Origin of the sequence: Sphingobacterium sp. xlx-96, from assembly GCF_011007365.1 — a bacterium.
Lineage (GTDB): Bacteria > Bacteroidota > Bacteroidia > Sphingobacteriales > Sphingobacteriaceae > Sphingobacterium > Sphingobacterium luzhongxinii.
In genome coordinates, this window is sequence record NZ_WFKM01000002.1 from 274,820 (window position 1) to 290,323 (window position 15,504).

Annotated in this window: 14 protein-coding genes; 4 read left to right on the forward strand and 10 right to left on the reverse strand. The window is 38.2% G+C overall.

What is annotated here, in order from left to right; all coding sequences use genetic code 11:
- Both G7B20_RS04080 and G7B20_RS04085 read right to left on the reverse strand, forming a co-directional pair.
- Positions 1-720 (reverse strand): response regulator transcription factor, encoded by a 720-nt coding sequence (locus G7B20_RS04080; protein ID WP_164108757.1) that lies wholly within the window; start codon positions 718-720, stop codon positions 1-3.
- Positions 710-1,585 (reverse strand): sensor histidine kinase, encoded by an 876-nt coding sequence (locus G7B20_RS04085; protein WP_079641605.1) that lies wholly within the window; start codon positions 1,583-1,585, stop codon positions 710-712. Before G7B20_RS04085 ends, G7B20_RS04080 begins: the two co-directional genes overlap by 11 nt.
- Positions 1,586-1,681: 96 nt before the next feature.
- Between G7B20_RS04085 and G7B20_RS04090 the strand changes: the two genes are divergently transcribed.
- Complete coding sequence (locus G7B20_RS04090; RefSeq protein ID WP_164108758.1) at positions 1,682-2,383, forward strand: YjjG family noncanonical pyrimidine nucleotidase; 702 nt, start codon at positions 1,682-1,684, stop codon at positions 2,381-2,383.
- Positions 2,384-2,442: 59 nt separating this feature from the next.
- Here the strand turns inward: G7B20_RS04090 and G7B20_RS04095 are convergent, their stop codons facing one another.
- The 3 genes from G7B20_RS04095 to G7B20_RS04105 all read right to left on the reverse strand — a co-directional run bounded on the left by G7B20_RS04095 (position 2,443) and on the right by G7B20_RS04105 (position 4,559).
- A complete protein-coding gene (locus tag G7B20_RS04095) occupies positions 2,443-3,252 on the reverse strand; it encodes a DUF1080 domain-containing protein (RefSeq protein WP_164108759.1) in 810 nt (269 codons plus the stop codon).
- 360 nt (positions 3,253-3,612) lie between these two features.
- Entirely contained in the window at positions 3,613-3,783 is a 171-nt protein-coding gene (locus G7B20_RS04100; protein WP_164108760.1) for a hypothetical protein, read from the reverse strand.
- A gap of 494 nt (positions 3,784-4,277) precedes the next feature.
- Positions 4,278-4,559, reverse strand: a complete 282-nt coding sequence (locus G7B20_RS04105) for an ATP-dependent Clp protease adaptor ClpS (protein ID WP_164108761.1) — start codon at positions 4,557-4,559, stop codon at positions 4,278-4,280.
- A gap of 151 nt (positions 4,560-4,710) precedes the next feature.
- Between G7B20_RS04105 and G7B20_RS04110 the strand changes: the two genes are divergently transcribed.
- Complete coding sequence (locus G7B20_RS04110) at positions 4,711-5,757, forward strand: 3-oxoacyl-ACP synthase III family protein (protein WP_164108762.1); 1,047 nt, start codon at positions 4,711-4,713, stop codon at positions 5,755-5,757.
- Positions 5,758-6,004: 247 nt separating this feature from the next.
- Here the strand turns inward: G7B20_RS04110 and G7B20_RS04115 are convergent, their stop codons facing one another.
- The 4 genes from G7B20_RS04115 to thrA form a co-directional block, all read right to left on the reverse strand.
- A complete protein-coding gene (locus G7B20_RS04115) occupies positions 6,005-7,189 on the reverse strand; it encodes a class I SAM-dependent rRNA methyltransferase (RefSeq protein ID WP_164108763.1) in 1,185 nt (394 codons plus the stop codon).
- 145 nt (positions 7,190-7,334) lie between these two features.
- On the reverse strand, positions 7,335-8,642 hold the full coding sequence (gene thrC / locus G7B20_RS04120) for a threonine synthase (RefSeq protein ID WP_164108764.1): 1,308 nt from the start codon (positions 8,640-8,642) through the stop codon (positions 7,335-7,337).
- 44 nt (positions 8,643-8,686) lie between these two features.
- Positions 8,687-9,670 carry a homoserine kinase gene (locus G7B20_RS04125; protein ID WP_164108765.1) on the reverse strand — a complete coding sequence of 328 codons (984 nt, stop codon included), beginning with the start codon at positions 9,668-9,670 and terminating at the stop codon, positions 8,687-8,689.
- A 123-nt stretch (positions 9,671-9,793) separates the two neighbouring features.
- The gene (gene thrA / locus G7B20_RS04130; RefSeq protein WP_164108766.1) at positions 9,794-12,241 is read right to left on the reverse strand and encodes a bifunctional aspartate kinase/homoserine dehydrogenase I; all 2,448 of its coding nucleotides are present in this window, start codon (positions 12,239-12,241) and stop codon (positions 9,794-9,796) included.
- Positions 12,242-12,765: 524 nt separating this feature from the next.
- Here thrA and G7B20_RS04135 point away from each other — a divergent pair.
- Together G7B20_RS04135 and G7B20_RS04140 are read left to right on the forward strand one after the other, a co-directional pair.
- Positions 12,766-13,341: a C40 family peptidase gene (locus tag G7B20_RS04135; protein WP_164108767.1), complete on the forward strand. Its 576-nt coding sequence runs from the start codon at positions 12,766-12,768 to the stop codon at positions 13,339-13,341.
- 126 nt (positions 13,342-13,467) lie between these two features.
- Positions 13,468-13,983: a phosphoribosyltransferase family protein gene (locus tag G7B20_RS04140; RefSeq protein ID WP_164108768.1), complete on the forward strand. Its 516-nt coding sequence runs from the start codon at positions 13,468-13,470 to the stop codon at positions 13,981-13,983.
- A 29-nt stretch (positions 13,984-14,012) separates the two neighbouring features.
- Here G7B20_RS04140 and G7B20_RS04145 read toward each other — a convergent pair whose 3' ends face one another.
- Positions 14,013-15,452 (reverse strand): LysM peptidoglycan-binding domain-containing protein, encoded by a 1,440-nt coding sequence (locus G7B20_RS04145; RefSeq protein ID WP_164108769.1) that lies wholly within the window; start codon positions 15,450-15,452, stop codon positions 14,013-14,015.
- Positions 15,453-15,504: the final 52 nt, after the last annotated feature.

The following is a 15,504-nucleotide window of genomic DNA, read 5'->3' on the forward strand; positions in this document are numbered from 1 at the left end:
TTATTCGCCTTGGCCTTCGGGAGTATCTGTAAACTTATACCCTACCCCTCGTATCGAGTGAAAATAGATCGGGTGCTTTTGGTCCGGTTCAAAATACTTTCTGAATGTCAGGATAAAATTATCAATGGTTCTTGTAGAAGGGTATACATCATAATTCCAAACAGTTTCCAGAATCTGCTCTCTTGAAACAGCTTCATTACGTCGCTCAATAAGAAGCTTCAATAACATCGTCTCTTTTTTAGTAAGAGAGGTCACTGTACCATCTGGCAAGTGTAATTCGTAAGAGTTAAAATAAATGGTTTTATCACCAATCGTATACGAATTCAGTTCTTTCAATTCATCCCCTTTCATACCGCGACGGATTAGATTCCCAACCCGCAAAATCAGCTCTTCAAGATTGAAAGGCTTCACCAAATAATCATCAGCACCTTTTTTAAGTCCGGTAATACGGTCTTCGCTGCTATTTTTGGCAGTCAAAAACATAATAGGCACCTCCGTGTTCTGGAGACGAATAGTCTCCGCTACCTGAAAACCGTCTATTTCCGGAATCATAACATCCAAAATAATTAGGTTAAAGCGCTCTTCTTTAAAAATTTTTAACGCTTTCTTTCCATCGGTTGCCGTAGTAACACGGTAACCTTCAAGTTCTAAATTCAATTTGATTGCCTCCAACAAGTGTTCCTCGTCTTCGACCAAGAGTATCCTTTGCTTAGCTTGCATAATTTTCAAATGTTACTTCAAAGATGCTTCCGGAAGGCTTATTATCCATAACCCTAATCGTGGCATCGTGTTTTTGCAATACAGATTTCACTATATATAACCCCAAACCAGTTCCCTTGGTTTTGCGGGTAGACTCATTTCCTACACGATAGAATTTATTAAAAATAAGTCGCTTTTCTTCATCTTGTATACCAGCACCATGATCCGACACCGAAAATACAAGATCCTTATCCTTTATTTTAAGATTCACCTCTACATTAGCACAGGGAGGAGAATATTTTATCGCATTCTCCACAAGATTGGTCACCACATTCGTGATTGCAAATTTATCAGCGTGTAATATCACTCCAGGTTCAATATACGGTTTAATAATCTCTGATTTACAAGCATTCTTCTGTAGTCTATCTAAAATCTCTTCTATCAGTAAAGAAAAATCAAAATCTTCCTTAGGTAAGATGAATGTTCTATTCTCTAACTTTGTGGCCAACAGCACATTTTCAACCAGATAATCCAAACGTTCAATATCTTTTAAAGAATTGGACAAAAAAGTCTTTTGTTGTTCTCTATCTAGGTCTCGTTTTAGTATGGTCTGCAAATAAAGCTTGACAGACGCTAGTGGAGATTTTAATTCGTGAGTTACAGAAAGAAGAAAATTCTGTTGTTGTTGTTGATAATAACGTTCACGCTCTAGATGCTTCTTCAACTTAATCACCGCCAACACAAAAATGGCAATAAATATCAATCCCTCACCTATAATCATTCCTTTTCGATCAGGTACATGTTTGATAAACATATATCCCCAACCTATCAGTTGACAAAGCGCATATAGTGCCAGTAAATAAAACCAAAAGAGAGCTCTTCTCATAAATGCTATTTCAACAAAAATAGGCAAATATAGGTGCATAATAAAATAGCCCGTGTTTTATGACACTAATAAGAAAAAGAGGGGGTATCTTTGCATATGTTTACACAAAAAAAAGATATCTTTTTCGACTTGGACCATACCATCTGGGATTTTGATAAAAATGCAGAAGAAACATTACAAGAACTCTATCACCGTTTTCAATTTGACCGTCTTTTTGGTAAAAGTAATTCAGATTTATTTATAGAAACATATACAATCAATAATCATCGTGTTTGGGATCTGTATCATCACGGGAAGATAGACAAGTCCACTCTTAGAAAACTACGTTTTGCAGACACCTTCACCCAACTCGGTGTAGACCCAGTCTTATTCCCAACGGCATTTGAAGAAGAATACTTACAGATATGCCCTACTAAAACGAACCTATTTCCTCACGCACACGAGACACTCCGATATCTTCAAGGTCGATACAACCTGCATCTGATATCTAATGGCTTTAAAGAAGCCTGTGAACTGAAATTAAAACATAGTGCCCTCAAAGATTATTTTAAGACTATTGTGATCTCCGAAGTATTTGGAGTGAACAAGCCTGACCCACGCATATTTGACTATGCAGTCAACAATGGTGAAGCCGAGAAAAGCTCTTCGATTATGATTGGCGACAATCTGGATGCCGATGTGAGGGGTGCTCAAAATGCGGGTTTAGAAGCTATCTTCTTCAACAGTACCGGAACAGAGAAACCAGTAGATATCAATCACATGATTATAGACCTAAAAGAGCTTCAATATATTTTTTAAATAACATGGGGCACCCAAAAGGATACCCCGCCTATCATTTCATCGATTAAAGCCTTTTGTTACTTCAAGATTTTTACTGTTATATTGCGATACCATACATCGTCGCCATGGTCCTGAAACCCGACTACACCCGGATCTGCTCCGACTTTAGACAACAACTCAAAAGCCAATGGCCACTTATTCTGACTAAACTTGCTCGACTGAAGTAATGTTCTCCATTCCGGTGTCCGGATTGTATATTCAACGACTTTTTTACCATTTTGATAATGCTCGACCTTCTCTCCTTTCACGACAATTTTTGACTTATTCCATTCTCCCACAGCTTTTGCATTCTGCGGCTTTGCTGGAATCATATCGTACAACGAAGCTGATTTACGATTACCGTCAACACCTTTTGAAGCATCGGGATGCTTTTCGTTATCCAGTATCTGATATTCTGGACTAGATATATATATCGGCTGTCCCTTTATCTCTTTTGCTAAGAAAAAAACACCAGAGTTACCTGCTTCCGAAATTTTCCATTCAAACTCCAGTTCAAAGTTTTTGAAATCATGGGCAAAAATAATATCACCACCTTCAGGTTTATCGACGTTAGGTTGTCTTGAAAATTTAAGAGCCCCAGCCTCTATACTCCATTTATTCGGCACATAAGTCTTGTTATAGCCACGCCAGCCCTCTAAAGAACTACCGTCAAAAATCACATATGCACCGCTTTTATTTTTTTTAAATTTAGTAAGATCTATCTTGGGTAGATTGAGTAATTCATAAGTCGGCGTGACAGTCTCAAAGTTTTTCTTTCCTTGTGCGTATAAAGCTGTTAATGACAAAAAACCAGCCATTAAACAGGTTACAATAAGTTTCTTATTCATTCGGTTATAGTGTATTAATGGATTTTCATACGATCTTCAGTTTACTCAACAAACTCAAGACCACAGTTATAATTATAAATATACAATTACTTAATGTAATTCCTACACTTAGAAACTATTTAAATTATACGAATACACGCATTGACCTTCGCTAGACGACATCTCTTCATTTCCTGTTTTAATTTTACTCAGATCCTGAATACCGGATCTATACGAGAAGCCGAGATTAAACGTCTGCTTTGATCATCGGAAATAACGATCTGGGTATTGTGAAGTTAGATAACTATTAGCACCAAAAAGTCGATAACTAAACAGATCACGCACATTGAATGTGATCGTCGATGTTCCTTTGAAAACATCCTATTTGACAGCCACATATACCCCATGCATAGCTTTCATTTTTCCTTGAAGGCTATGCATGGCCACACGATCCCCCGCACCTACACAGAAGTTGCTTTTACTTGATTTACGTTGGTCGTCAGATTTCCATTTCGCAAAGCCCCTCTGTACTTTTAACCTCAAGTACGGCATTGAAATTCACCTTAAAATATAATAAGTTGATATCACCTGCCAAATCCCACAACGGAAAAACATTAACCTTAGACACGAGCTCAAATCCAGCGTTATTTCTAGAACCGACATTTTCCCAAGCTTCACCGTACCGATATCCCTAGTTTTATTGGCGGCAATCACCACAGTTTTTTTTCATAATCCAACACACCGACAAAATTGACCCTAACGATATAATTACCTGGATTAACCGCCTCGACAATAGAAATCTCATCGGTATAAGTCTGCCTCCCTTTAACTTGTATTTTAGACTACGGATCCAACAAAGAGACACTAACGCCCAACATCGTTTGGCGCGTTGCTTATTCGACAACCAGTACCTTAAATTGGCCTATTGCGCATAAATAAATAATGGAAATTAAGTCGCAAATGTTAGCTTACTGTCGTAAGCTACAAAAATGTATAATTAAAAAAGAAAAGAGGATAATCGTAACTGTATTATTACCGCTCAAAAACTATTCGACAGAAACAGTCAACCCTTCAGACTTAAGTATCTTGCGATAGACTTCAACCTCAACATAAGATCCTTCCAAAACCGCACATTTTCCTTCATTATGCACCTTCCACGCTATACGTTCAGCTTGGGACTCCGTGTACTGCAAATGGTGCATCAGACAATAAATAACATGATCGAATGTATTGATATCATCATTCCAAAGAATCAGTTTATGACTCTCCTTAACTGACGCTAATATTTCTTCCAGCGTAAAGGTCTCTTGTGCGGTTTCTACCCCCATAGCGCAAAAGTAGTGTATTTTTGAAAAAATGCGTAATTTTACAGCAATTTCCTTTTGTTTTATAAAATGTGATGTCACCATGTATACCGATATTGCAAAAAAACAAGGACAATGATAATAGAATTGACCATTTACAAAATAACAACAGAAAATGTTTCAGTCCAAAATTGCCGGCTTAGGTCACTACGTACCAAAAAACATATACACTAATAATGACCTGAAGCGCTTTATGGATACCAGTGATGAATGGATCCAAGAACGAACAGGGATTAAAGAAAGAAGATACGCCGATCGTCTCGAGGAAACCACAACATCCATGGGCGTGGAAGCTGCTAAAATCGCCATCGAAAGAGCTGGTATCACAAAAGATGAGGTAGACTTTATAATTTTCGCGACCCTGTCTCCGGATTACTATTTCCCAGGGTGTGGCGTACTTTTGCAAAGAGAAATGGAAATGAAAGAGATCGGAGCATTGGACATCCGGAATCAATGTTCGGGATTCATATATGCCTTATCCGTCGCCGATCAATTTATCAAAACAGGAATGTACAAAAACATTCTTGTTGTCGGATCTGAAAAACACTCTTATGCCCTGGATTTTTCTACTCGAGGTAGAGCTGTTTCCGTTATCTTCGGTGATGGAGCCGGCGCAGCAGTACTTCAACCGACTATAGAAGAAGGAAAAGGTATCTTGAGCACACACTTACATTCGGATGGTGCTGAAGCAGAGAAACTCGCGATGTATTATCCAGGAGCTTCAGGCGGAAAAGGATTAGAAAACAGACCAAAGTGGCCCGACCAGGAATTGGGAGGTATGTTGATGACCGTGGAGATGCTAAAAGATGGCTCTGCTTTCCCATATATGGACGGACAAGCGGTCTTTAAAAAAGCTGTAGTCAAATTTCCCGAAGTAATTGGAGAGGCTTTAGCAAAAAATAACTTAAAAAGCATAGATATAGATCTACTAGTACCACACCAAGCAAATCTACGTATATCTCAATTCGTACAGAAAACCTTAGGTCTACGAGACGATCAAGTATTTAACAATATTCAAAAATACGGGAATACAACTGCTGCTTCGGTGCCTATCGCACTTTCTGAAGCGTGGGAAACAGGAAAAGTAAAAGAAGGGGATTTGGTCTGTCTTGCAGCCTTTGGTGCCGGTTTTACCTGGGGGGCTGCCTTAATTCGCTGGTAATCTAATTTTTCTAAAAGTCTCTGTATTATTGATTCGTTTTAACTCTGTATGACATCTATGAGCTTACTCATTGCGGTTCAATGCAATTCAAGAACTTTTTTTCATGATGTTTTCTTTTGCATTGGCGTTCAAGAGCTCTCCCGATAACATAGGAATCAGTTCACATCTGCTGCCGATCCCAAAAGGATCATTAAAGTTTTTTTCCTTAGTAACCAAAATTAAGGTCACTAAGGAAAAAATTAGCTTTCTATATTACACGGACTAACAAACCTTTTAGATACTCCCCTTCTGGGAAAGAAGCCCTTACGGGATGATCTTCTGGCTGAGAAAATTGCCGTATAAATTGAATCTCTTTGCCAGCATCCAACGCTGCCCAGGCCAAAACCTGCTTAAACGTATCAATATCCATAGCCCCTGAACAAGAGAAAGTAGCCAATAGCCCCCCACTTTTCAACAACATCAATCCCCGTCTATTCAGATCTTTGTATGCCCGGGAAGCCTTTTCCAATGTGGAGCGTGAGGGTGCATATTTGGGCGGATCCAAGACAATCAAATCAAATTTTTCACCTTGCTCCCCCAAATATCGCAAATATTTGTTAACATCAGACTGTATCGCTTTATGCAGAGAAGCATCAAATTTATTATAGACGATATTATCTTTCAATGTTTCGACAGCTAAAGCAGAGCTGTCTACAGAAACCACTTCGATCGCACCATTACGAAGTGCATTCAACGTAAAGCCACCGGAATAACAAAAACAGTCCAAAACACGTTTCCCTTTCACATATTGTGCAGTCAACAATCTATTTTCGCGTTGATCACAATAAAATCCAGATTTTTGACCGTCAATGATATTCACGCGATAGTGAATCCCATTTTCAACAATATCTACAAATTCGGGCGGTATTTCCCCCCATAACAAACCATTTTGATCCTTAAGCCCTTCATACTCCCGAGATTTAAGATCACTTCGTTCATAAATACCTTTTGGAGACAAAATATTCACCAATTCATCGACAATAACTGCTTTTACATTTTCTACACCAACCGCATGAACCTGTATCGAAATAAAATCAGCATACTTATCCACAATCAAACCCGGCAAAAAATCTGCTTCAGCAAAAATCAAACGTACACTATCATTGTCAATGCTCAATAGGTGTTCTCTATTTTGAACAGCCTTTTTAACACGCTTCCGCCACCATTGCTCATCAATCTCATTGGTGGGATTCCATTCAAGTAACCGGACAGCAACGCGAGACGTATTATTATATACGCCATATGCAATAAACTCATCGTCTATATTATATACCGAAACAACCTCTCCCGGTTGAATATGACCAACTACTTTACTTATAGCCCCTGAAAACACCCAAGGATGCAATTGCCAAGCGGCTTTATCTTTTCCTTTATGAAGGATTATCTTATTCATTGGCACAAAAATAAAACTGAAAAAACAAATAATATTATTTTTTGATTATTTTTTCAAAATTTTATTTCAAAACTATACTTTTTGCCAATTTAAAGTTCATTTAGACAGGACCTCTGTAAAAACAACTCCCCTATTGAATCTTTGATTATTTCCTGTTCAATAGATAGTCTTTAAATTTCTCAAAATCTATAGAAGCGGCGGTAGCTACCTTAGGCTTATTAGACAGATCAGAAGCTCCTTGTGGTAGCTTTACCTTTGCAAATATCGCTGTATCGATTGCTTCCGGAAATTTACAGGGATGTGCCGTGGACAAAAACACAGAACCATACTCCCCAGGACAATCTTTACGATAGGCTTGAGCGGCTAAGTAACCTATTGCAGTGTGCGGACATGCCACATAGCTATATTTCTCAAAAAGCTCATTCATAGCCACTTTTATTTCCTCATCTGTATATGCATACGAAGAGATAACATTGCGCAAACCCTCCAAATCTCCATGAAATAAATCTTTAATACGAACCCAATTACTTGGATCCCCTACATCCATCGCATTAGCCAATGTTTGAATAGACGGTTTAGGTTCGTAAGATCCTGACTTTAGAAAACGTGGCACTGTATCATTCACATTTGTACCGGCCACGAAATGTTTCACTGGTAGTCCCATTTTATAAGCCAATAGACCAGCTCCAATATTGCCAAAGTTACCACTAGGAATAGTAAACACCACTTCATGAACCCCCTGTACCTTCAATTGTGCATAAGCCCAAAAGTAATAAAAGGTCTGTGGAATTAGACGGGCAATATTGATAGAATTTGCGGAAGTGAGACGCAGTGCTGTGTTAAGCTCAGGATCACTAAAAGCTCGCTTTACCAAAGCCTGACAATCGTCGAACGTACCATCCACCTCTACTGCCCGGATATTTTGCCCATTCGTTGTCAATTGCTCTTCCTGTACTTTAGAAACTTTTCCTTTAGGGTATAGAATGGTAACTCGCGTTCCTTCGACGCCAAGAAATCCCAACGCAACAGCGCCGCCAGTATCTCCCGATGTTGCAACAAGCACATCTAATAATCGATCTCCATTTTTAGAGAAATACCCCATCACCCGACTCATAAAACGCGCCCCAAAATCTTTAAACGCATATGAGGGACCATGAAAAAGTTCAAAAACAGCAGTTTGGGCATCCAAAAATTTAACAGGTGCATCAAAATTAATTGCATCTGCTATTATGGCTTTTAAATCTTCTTTCGGAATGTCATTTCCAATTATTGCATTTGCTACAGTAAAAGCGATCTCCTGCAGAGAATACTGCTGGAGATTCCGGATAAACAAAGCATCCAATTGAGGTATAACCTCAGGCATATACAAGCCTCTATCCTGTGGCAAAGAGTTGAATACGGCTTCTTGGAAAGAAACACGCAGATTCTTATTATTCGTACTATAAAATTTCATTTTTTTAGATTTAAGATATTAGATTTAAAATTTCAGCACTAGGCTTAAAACTCCAGCACCCTAGGGCCTACTACATTAATAGCAGATACATATTGATAACTATCGATTTCTCTAGTGGACAAATGGCTTTTAATTTTATCGACAATAAGCTGAGCCATAGCTTCTCCTCGAGACACGGCGACAACAGAAGGACCTGAACCCGATATCCCGAAACTTAATGCACCATTTTCTAAGGCTATTCGCTTCATTTCATAGAATTCAGGAATTAAAATAGCACGAGTTGGCTCGATCAACACGTCTTGCATACTTCTTCCTATCAGACTATAGTCATTCTGAAAAAGTCCGGCCACCAATCCTGCAATATTCCCCCATTGCACCACCGCATCCTTTAAAAGCACCTTATCCTTGATCAGCTTTCTAGCATCACGGGTCGGAACATCAACCTGTGGAAACACAATGCCGACAAACAATTCTTCCGGAACTGGAAGTTTAATAACATCCAGCTCGACTTGACCTCGAATTAACGTCACACCTCCCATAAGAGCTGGTGCGACATTATCAGCATGACCATATCCACATGCCAAGCGCTCCCCTTCCACACAATAGGGCATAAGCTCTGTTTTAGAAAGTGGGCTTCCCAATAAGACATTTATCGCAAAAAGCCCCGCTACCGTACTGGCAGAACTTGATCCCAATCCTGAACCAATCGGCATATGTTTATTCAATTCAATCTCTACTCCGATATCATTTAAGAGCCCCAAATCAGACAATAACATCTTGACACAGGCGCTTACTGTATTTCTATCAGGATCCAGAGGTAGTCGACCATCATCTCCTGTTATAGAGCGAATTCGTACACCGGGTTCTGCCACTCGATACATCTTGACTTCATCACCAGGCTTATCTACCGCAAATCCCAAAATATCAAATCCGCAAATCATATTTGCCACAGTAGCAGGAGCAAAAACGCGCACTTTATCCAAGATCTTATCGAAACTTATCTTCTTATCTAACTTATTCTGATTCATATGTAAATAATTTGTTTTTTATCCGCCAACTGGCGGATCTAGATTACTATCGTGTTAGTGTAATGCTGCTAAATGGGGATATTTCATTTTTTTATTGCAAGGGGTAATCTAATCTATGAAATGTTATGCTCCGACATTTACCAAGTCTGCAAAAACTCCTCCTGCAGTTACTTCAGCACCCGCACCAGGTCCCTTAACCACAAGAGGTCTTTCTTTATACCGCTCGGTAGTAAAAGATATGATATTATCACTTCCCGAAAGTGCATAAAATGGATGCGTACTGTCCACCATTTGTAAAGAAATACAAACTTTTCCCTCTTCCAATTTGCCAATATATCGGATTACTTGACCGGCTGCAGCGGCTTGATCCTTTAACAAATTAAAATATTGTTCAGCCTTCAACAATTCTGCATAAAACTCATCTACAGATGATGCTGCCAAACAAGCCTCTGGAAGTATCGCTCCTAAATCTACGTCTGAAGATTCAATCGGATATCCAGCATCACGAGCCAAAATCAGCATTTTTCGCATAAAATCAACGCCTCCTAAATCATCTCGGGGATCCGGTTCTGTATACCCCAACTCTTGTGCCTTCTTCACGACCTCATAAAATGAAGCATCTCCCACAAAATTATTAAAGATGTAAGATATCGTTCCGGATAAAATTGCTTCTATTTTTAAAATACGATCGCCACTCATCATTAGGTCCTTTAACACGCGGACAATAGGCAACCCTGCACCAACATTAGTCTCATAAAAAAAGTCTACACCATGTTTGCGTGCCGCTTCATGCAGCGATTGATATTGTGCATAATCTCCCGAATTCGCTATTTTATTACAAGTCACAATAGAGATATTGGATCTAAAAATATCCTCATAATATATTGCGGGCAACTTGCTAGCTGTGTTATCAATAAACACACAATTGGGTAGATTGAGTGCTTTCATCTGTTCTATAAAGCTAGTCAAGTCTGCAATATCCCCCTTAGCTCCCAACGCTTCTTCCCATGCACCCAAATCAATTCCGGATACATCAAATAACATTTTTCTTGAATTAGAGATGCCCACAACCTTAATTTCGATATCATTGCTTTCTAATAAGAAATCATGCTGCATAAATAGCTGTTTAAACAGTGTTGCACCTATATTACCAGTACCAAGGTTAAACACATGTAGTGTCTTCTTTAGTTCTGCAAAAAAGGCATCATGTACCGCATTCAACGCTTTTGCAAGATCCTCTTTGGAAATAATAACGGAAATATTAAACTCAGAAGACCCTTGAGCGATGGCACGAACATTTATACCATTCCTTCCTAACGCATGGAACAATTTTCCCGACATACCTGGTGTTCGCTTCATATTTTCACCAACAATGGCCAATACAGAGAGGTTTTCTTCCACCTCTGGCATCACCAGCTTACTTGCAGCCAACTCCAGCTCAAACTCTGAAGCGATCAAAACCAACGCCTTAGTCGCATCAGATGGATTGACCGCAAACGTTATACTGTGCTCCGAAGAAGATTGTGTGATTAACACAACATTAATCTGTTCGCGAGCCAATAAAGTAAACAAACGTCCTGAAAACCCAGATTTACCAATCATTCCGCTTCCCGTAAGATTGATGATCGATATATCTGAAATAGATGAAATACCTTTAATAGGATATTTCGACTTATCCGATTCGAACTGGATACGGGTTCCAGACAAATGAGGTTCGAAGGTATTTCTAATCGCAATCGGAATTTTTTTCATAAATGCAGGAATCATAGTTGGTGGATAAATGACTTTAGCACCGAAATAAGACAATTCCATTGCCTCTGTATACGATAAGATAGGGAGCGAAAAAGCCTTTTTTACGATTCTAGGATCCGCAGTCAGCATACCATTCACGTCTGTCCAGATCTCAATAACGGAAGCTCCTAATACAGCACCGAATATCGCTGCAGTATAGTCTGAACCGCCACGTCCTAATGTTGTAACCCTTCCTTTATCATTAGATCCGATAAATCCAGTAACAAATAATAACTTATTTGTGTGAGTGTACGATAGCGCCTGAATCAATTGAGTAGTCAAATCTTCATTTATATGTGCATTTCCAAAATTAGAGTCAGTTTTGATATAATGGGCCGCATTAATGTACTCCGAATCAGAAACATACTGTTCCATGATTTTGGAAACCATGTAATTGGAAAAGCGTTCTCCGAAAGACAGTACCAAATCTCTACTTTGATCACTCAACTCTCTCAAGGCAGTTATACCTTGCAATATATCATCGAGATCATTGACCATTAGTTTTAGTTTTGTAAATACCGGATTTTGAAATTTGACGGCTATCAGTTTTCGGACAACATCAAAATGTTTCTCTTCGATTACCTCCAGATTTGCACTAAACCCCTTCCCCTCAGCGGCATCCTCAGCCATCTGTGTCAATAAATTGGTTACTCCAGACATCGCTGACAACACCACAAGCGGCTTTTCATTTTTCTCAAAAGAGTCCCTAACAATTGACAGTACCTTTTCTATACTCGACGCGGTACCTACGGATGTACCTCCAAATTTTAATACCTTCATTGATTCTATATTAGTTTGTTTGTTTTAAAATAGCACAAAAAAAGCCTTCCTCATTTCGAGGAAGGCTTTCTATATTTATGACACGTATTATTTCAACATAGAACTACCTCCCTCTGAGTTATCCCAGTGGTAATAATAGTTGTTGAAATAATAACGCTTAAAATCATGTCTTTTCGCAAATTTTAGATAAAGATAATACAATATTTTTATTAAATGCAAATTTAACTTAATAAAATAGAAATAGAATAAAAATAATGAGTCATATGGTGAACCGTTTGTAAACGTTTTGTACACCATATTAACAATACAATCTCCGTTTACAATCATTACCCCACCAAAAAAAAGCAACACACTCAAAAAGAACACTTTAAGAAACATCAAAAGTTAAAGTTTTGTTAAAAAAAAGTAAAATTGCTTGGATTAGATGGCTTTAAGTCTTATCTTCGTTGACATAAGTTATACAATTGTATACTTAATTGTGTACTTACAGGAAGAAAAGTTGTAATTAAACATAAAGCGATTTAATGAAAACAAAAAAACTAATAGCAGGTTTGCTATTGACAGGCTTTTGTCTAGTGTCGCACGCACAAACAACAAACAAAAGTAAAACTGGAGATCAGGATAATCTTGCAAAAGAGTACTTTTCTCAAATCATGGGTGTAGCCGTTAATGCTACAACAAGCACTAAACTTTATCAGTTCGTTTATGATTGGTTAGGAACACCTTATCGTTTAGGTGGAGATTCTAAAAAAGGAATCGATTGTTCCAAATTTTCATTAGCAGTATATGAAAATGTCTTCAACACCACAATTGGATATAACAGCAGAAATCAATATGATAATGTCACCCCGATAGGAAAAGGTGAGCTTCAAGCAGGAGATTTGGTCTTTTTTAAAATCCGCAGTAAGAGCATTACACATGTGGGGGTTTATTTAGGAGATGACAAATTTGCTCATGCTTCATCTAGCAAAGGAGTAATGGTTAGCAGCCTTAATGAAGCGTATTGGAAACGTTATTATTATAATGGAGGAAGACCTAAAAAAGATGAAGACAGAATCATGACTGCAGACGCAACGAACTACAAAGAAGACGGTAAATAAGAGTCTTTGTCGAAAGAAATTTCCAAAGTCCGAATGAGTGTATCATTCGGACTTTTTTTATACTATTCAATATTATACTGAAACTTATATAGAGTTTTCTTAAATTAGCATGGTCAAATAATCGTTATGCCAACAAAACAAACTTTAATACTAAATAAAGAACAGATACAGCAAAAGTCAAAACGAATTGCTTATCAGATTCTAGAAGATAACTTTGAAGAGAAGGCCGTTGTATTAGTAGGAATTGCTGAGCGCGGCTATATTTTTGCTAAACGTCTACAGGTAATACTAAAAGAAATAGCTCCGGAAAAAGAGATAGAGCTCATTAAAGTTAGTATTGAAAAAAATAAAAGAACACTTGAAGCTACAACAGACCAACCTGTAGAAATGGCAAAAAATAAAGCTGTTATAATTGTTGATGATGTTTTGAATAGTGGAAGAACTTTAGCATACGCGCTAGCAGCTTTTATAAATGTTCCTTTAAAAAAGATGCGCACAGCTGTTCTTATAGACAGGAGTCACCATCAATTCCCAATATTTAGTGACTTTTACGGAACCAAACTCTCGACGATTTTGAAAGAACATGTTGAAGTTCGATTAGAGGAAATTGATAATGAAGAAGATGCAGCTTGGCTTTACTAAGCTGCATCTTCGATAAACAGTCCGCCACTCTATCCTTTATTAACTTTGAGTTTCATCCCAGGCTTAATCATACTGCTTTTCAAACCATTATCAGCTTTCAATTTCGAGACCGTACTTCCATTAAATTTATTTGCTATACGGTCCAAGGAGTCCCCTTTTTTAACAGTATAAACTATTACATTGGATTTTGCGGAGACAGATGCTGTTTTTATATTTTTGGCAAGCCGGTTATCAACAGGCTTTTCTACAATTAATGAGCGTCCGATTATTCTACTTTTGGAGGACAACTCATTCCATGCCCTTAAATTCTGAACTGAAATACCAAACTTACGAGACACAGATGTTAACGTTTCCCCCGCTTTGACTTTATATTTTTTTTGTTTTTGTTCCTCATCGGCCAACATAAGTTCGTTACTGTTTCGGGTCGACTCTTGGACAGGTTCAATTTCGCGCAATGCAACATACAGAAGACTGTCGTTTGTCTGTTCAGTCACCGGCAACAGTAAACGCTTCGGCTTTTCAATAGAGCCTATTATGATACGCTGCTTAAAAGCAGGGTTATAATATTTCAACTGCTGCATCGATACACCTAAAGCTTTCGCCACATTGTCTAAATCAATTTTTCGATCTACCATAACCAGGTTACTTGACGATCCAAGTTCGGTGGACGCCGCTTCAATGCCATAATAATCTGCATTCGATAAAACATAGGTCATGGCAATATACTTTGGTATGTAATTCCGGGTTTCTTTCGGAAGAAAGGCTGATAATTCCCAGTAAGTAGGATTATGTAAACCGGAACGCTCTATAGCTCGCTTTACACAACCTCTTCCACAGTTATAAGATGCCAATGCTAAAAGCCAATCATCAAATTGATCATAAGCTTCTTTTATATACTGTCCCACCGCATAACTGGATGCGTACGCATCTTTACGCTCATCTATATTGCTATTCATTTCCAAGTTATAAAACTTAGCTGTAGCAAACATAAATTGCCAAGGGCCTACCGCACCCGACGTCGACACTAGATGTGGATTTAGTGAGGACTCAACCAAAGAGAGGTATTTAATTTCTTCAGGAAGGCCCATCTCCTTAAATACCTTTTCATAAATTCCAAAATAATGCTGGCTTAACCCGAGGAGTCGGTTCATATAAGGTCTGTAATTCTGTGAAATATATTTGTCAATATATCCCTTTACATGCGAATTAAACTCTAAGGGGACCTCTTTCGAAACGGATTTAAGACGTCTTAAAATACCGATATCTTCTGGAGTAATTTCCAAATTGGGATCGAAATTCTCTTTTATAGAATCCAAATGAGAAGCGAGCTGCTTTTGCTGAAGTTCTATAAAAGTAACCATCGAACTATTCAGTTCTTCCTTTTGACTATCAATTGTTATTTCTTGTGCACTAGTTTTAGTAGACAGTACAAATACAGTAACTATTAATAAAATAATAGAAAATTTCATGATATCTAGTTTTTAAGCCGACTAGTGGGCGAGATTTATAATAAAAAAGAAG

Coding starts and splice junctions, on each gene's coding strand:
- G7B20_RS04095 (WP_164108759.1), bottom strand. CDS start 3,252: ATGAATAAGAAACTTATTGTAACCTGTTTAATGGCTGGTTTTTTGTCA.
- G7B20_RS04100 (WP_164108760.1), bottom strand. CDS start 3,783: ATGCCGTACTTGAGGTTAAAAGTACAGAGGGGCTTTGCGAAATGGAAA.
- G7B20_RS04125 (WP_164108765.1), bottom strand. CDS start 9,670: ATGAATCAGAATAAGTTAGATAAGAAGATAAGTTTCGATAAGATCTTG.
- thrC (WP_164108764.1), bottom strand. CDS start 8,642: ATGAAATTTTATAGTACGAATAATAAGAATCTGCGTGTTTCTTTCCAA.
- G7B20_RS04140 (WP_164108768.1), top strand. CDS start 13,468: ATGCCAACAAAACAAACTTTAATACTAAATAAAGAACAGATACAGCAA.
- G7B20_RS04090 (WP_164108758.1), top strand. CDS start 1,682: ATGTTTACACAAAAAAAAGATATCTTTTTCGACTTGGACCATACCATC.
- G7B20_RS04145 (WP_164108769.1), bottom strand. CDS start 15,452: ATGAAATTTTCTATTATTTTATTAATAGTTACTGTATTTGTACTGTCT.
- G7B20_RS04080 (WP_164108757.1), bottom strand. CDS start 720: ATGCAAGCTAAGCAAAGGATACTCTTGGTCGAAGACGAGGAACACTTG.
- G7B20_RS04085 (WP_079641605.1), bottom strand. CDS start 1,585: ATGAGAAGAGCTCTCTTTTGGTTTTATTTACTGGCACTATATGCGCTT.
- G7B20_RS04110 (WP_164108762.1), top strand. CDS start 4,711: ATGTTTCAGTCCAAAATTGCCGGCTTAGGTCACTACGTACCAAAAAAC.
- G7B20_RS04105 (WP_164108761.1), bottom strand. CDS start 4,559: ATGGGGGTAGAAACCGCACAAGAGACCTTTACGCTGGAAGAAATATTA.
- thrA (WP_164108766.1), bottom strand. CDS start 12,241: ATGAAGGTATTAAAATTTGGAGGTACATCCGTAGGTACCGCGTCGAGT.
- G7B20_RS04115 (WP_164108763.1), bottom strand. CDS start 7,189: ATGAATAAGATAATCCTTCATAAAGGAAAAGATAAAGCCGCTTGGCAA.
- G7B20_RS04135 (WP_164108767.1), top strand. CDS start 12,766: ATGAAAACAAAAAAACTAATAGCAGGTTTGCTATTGACAGGCTTTTGT.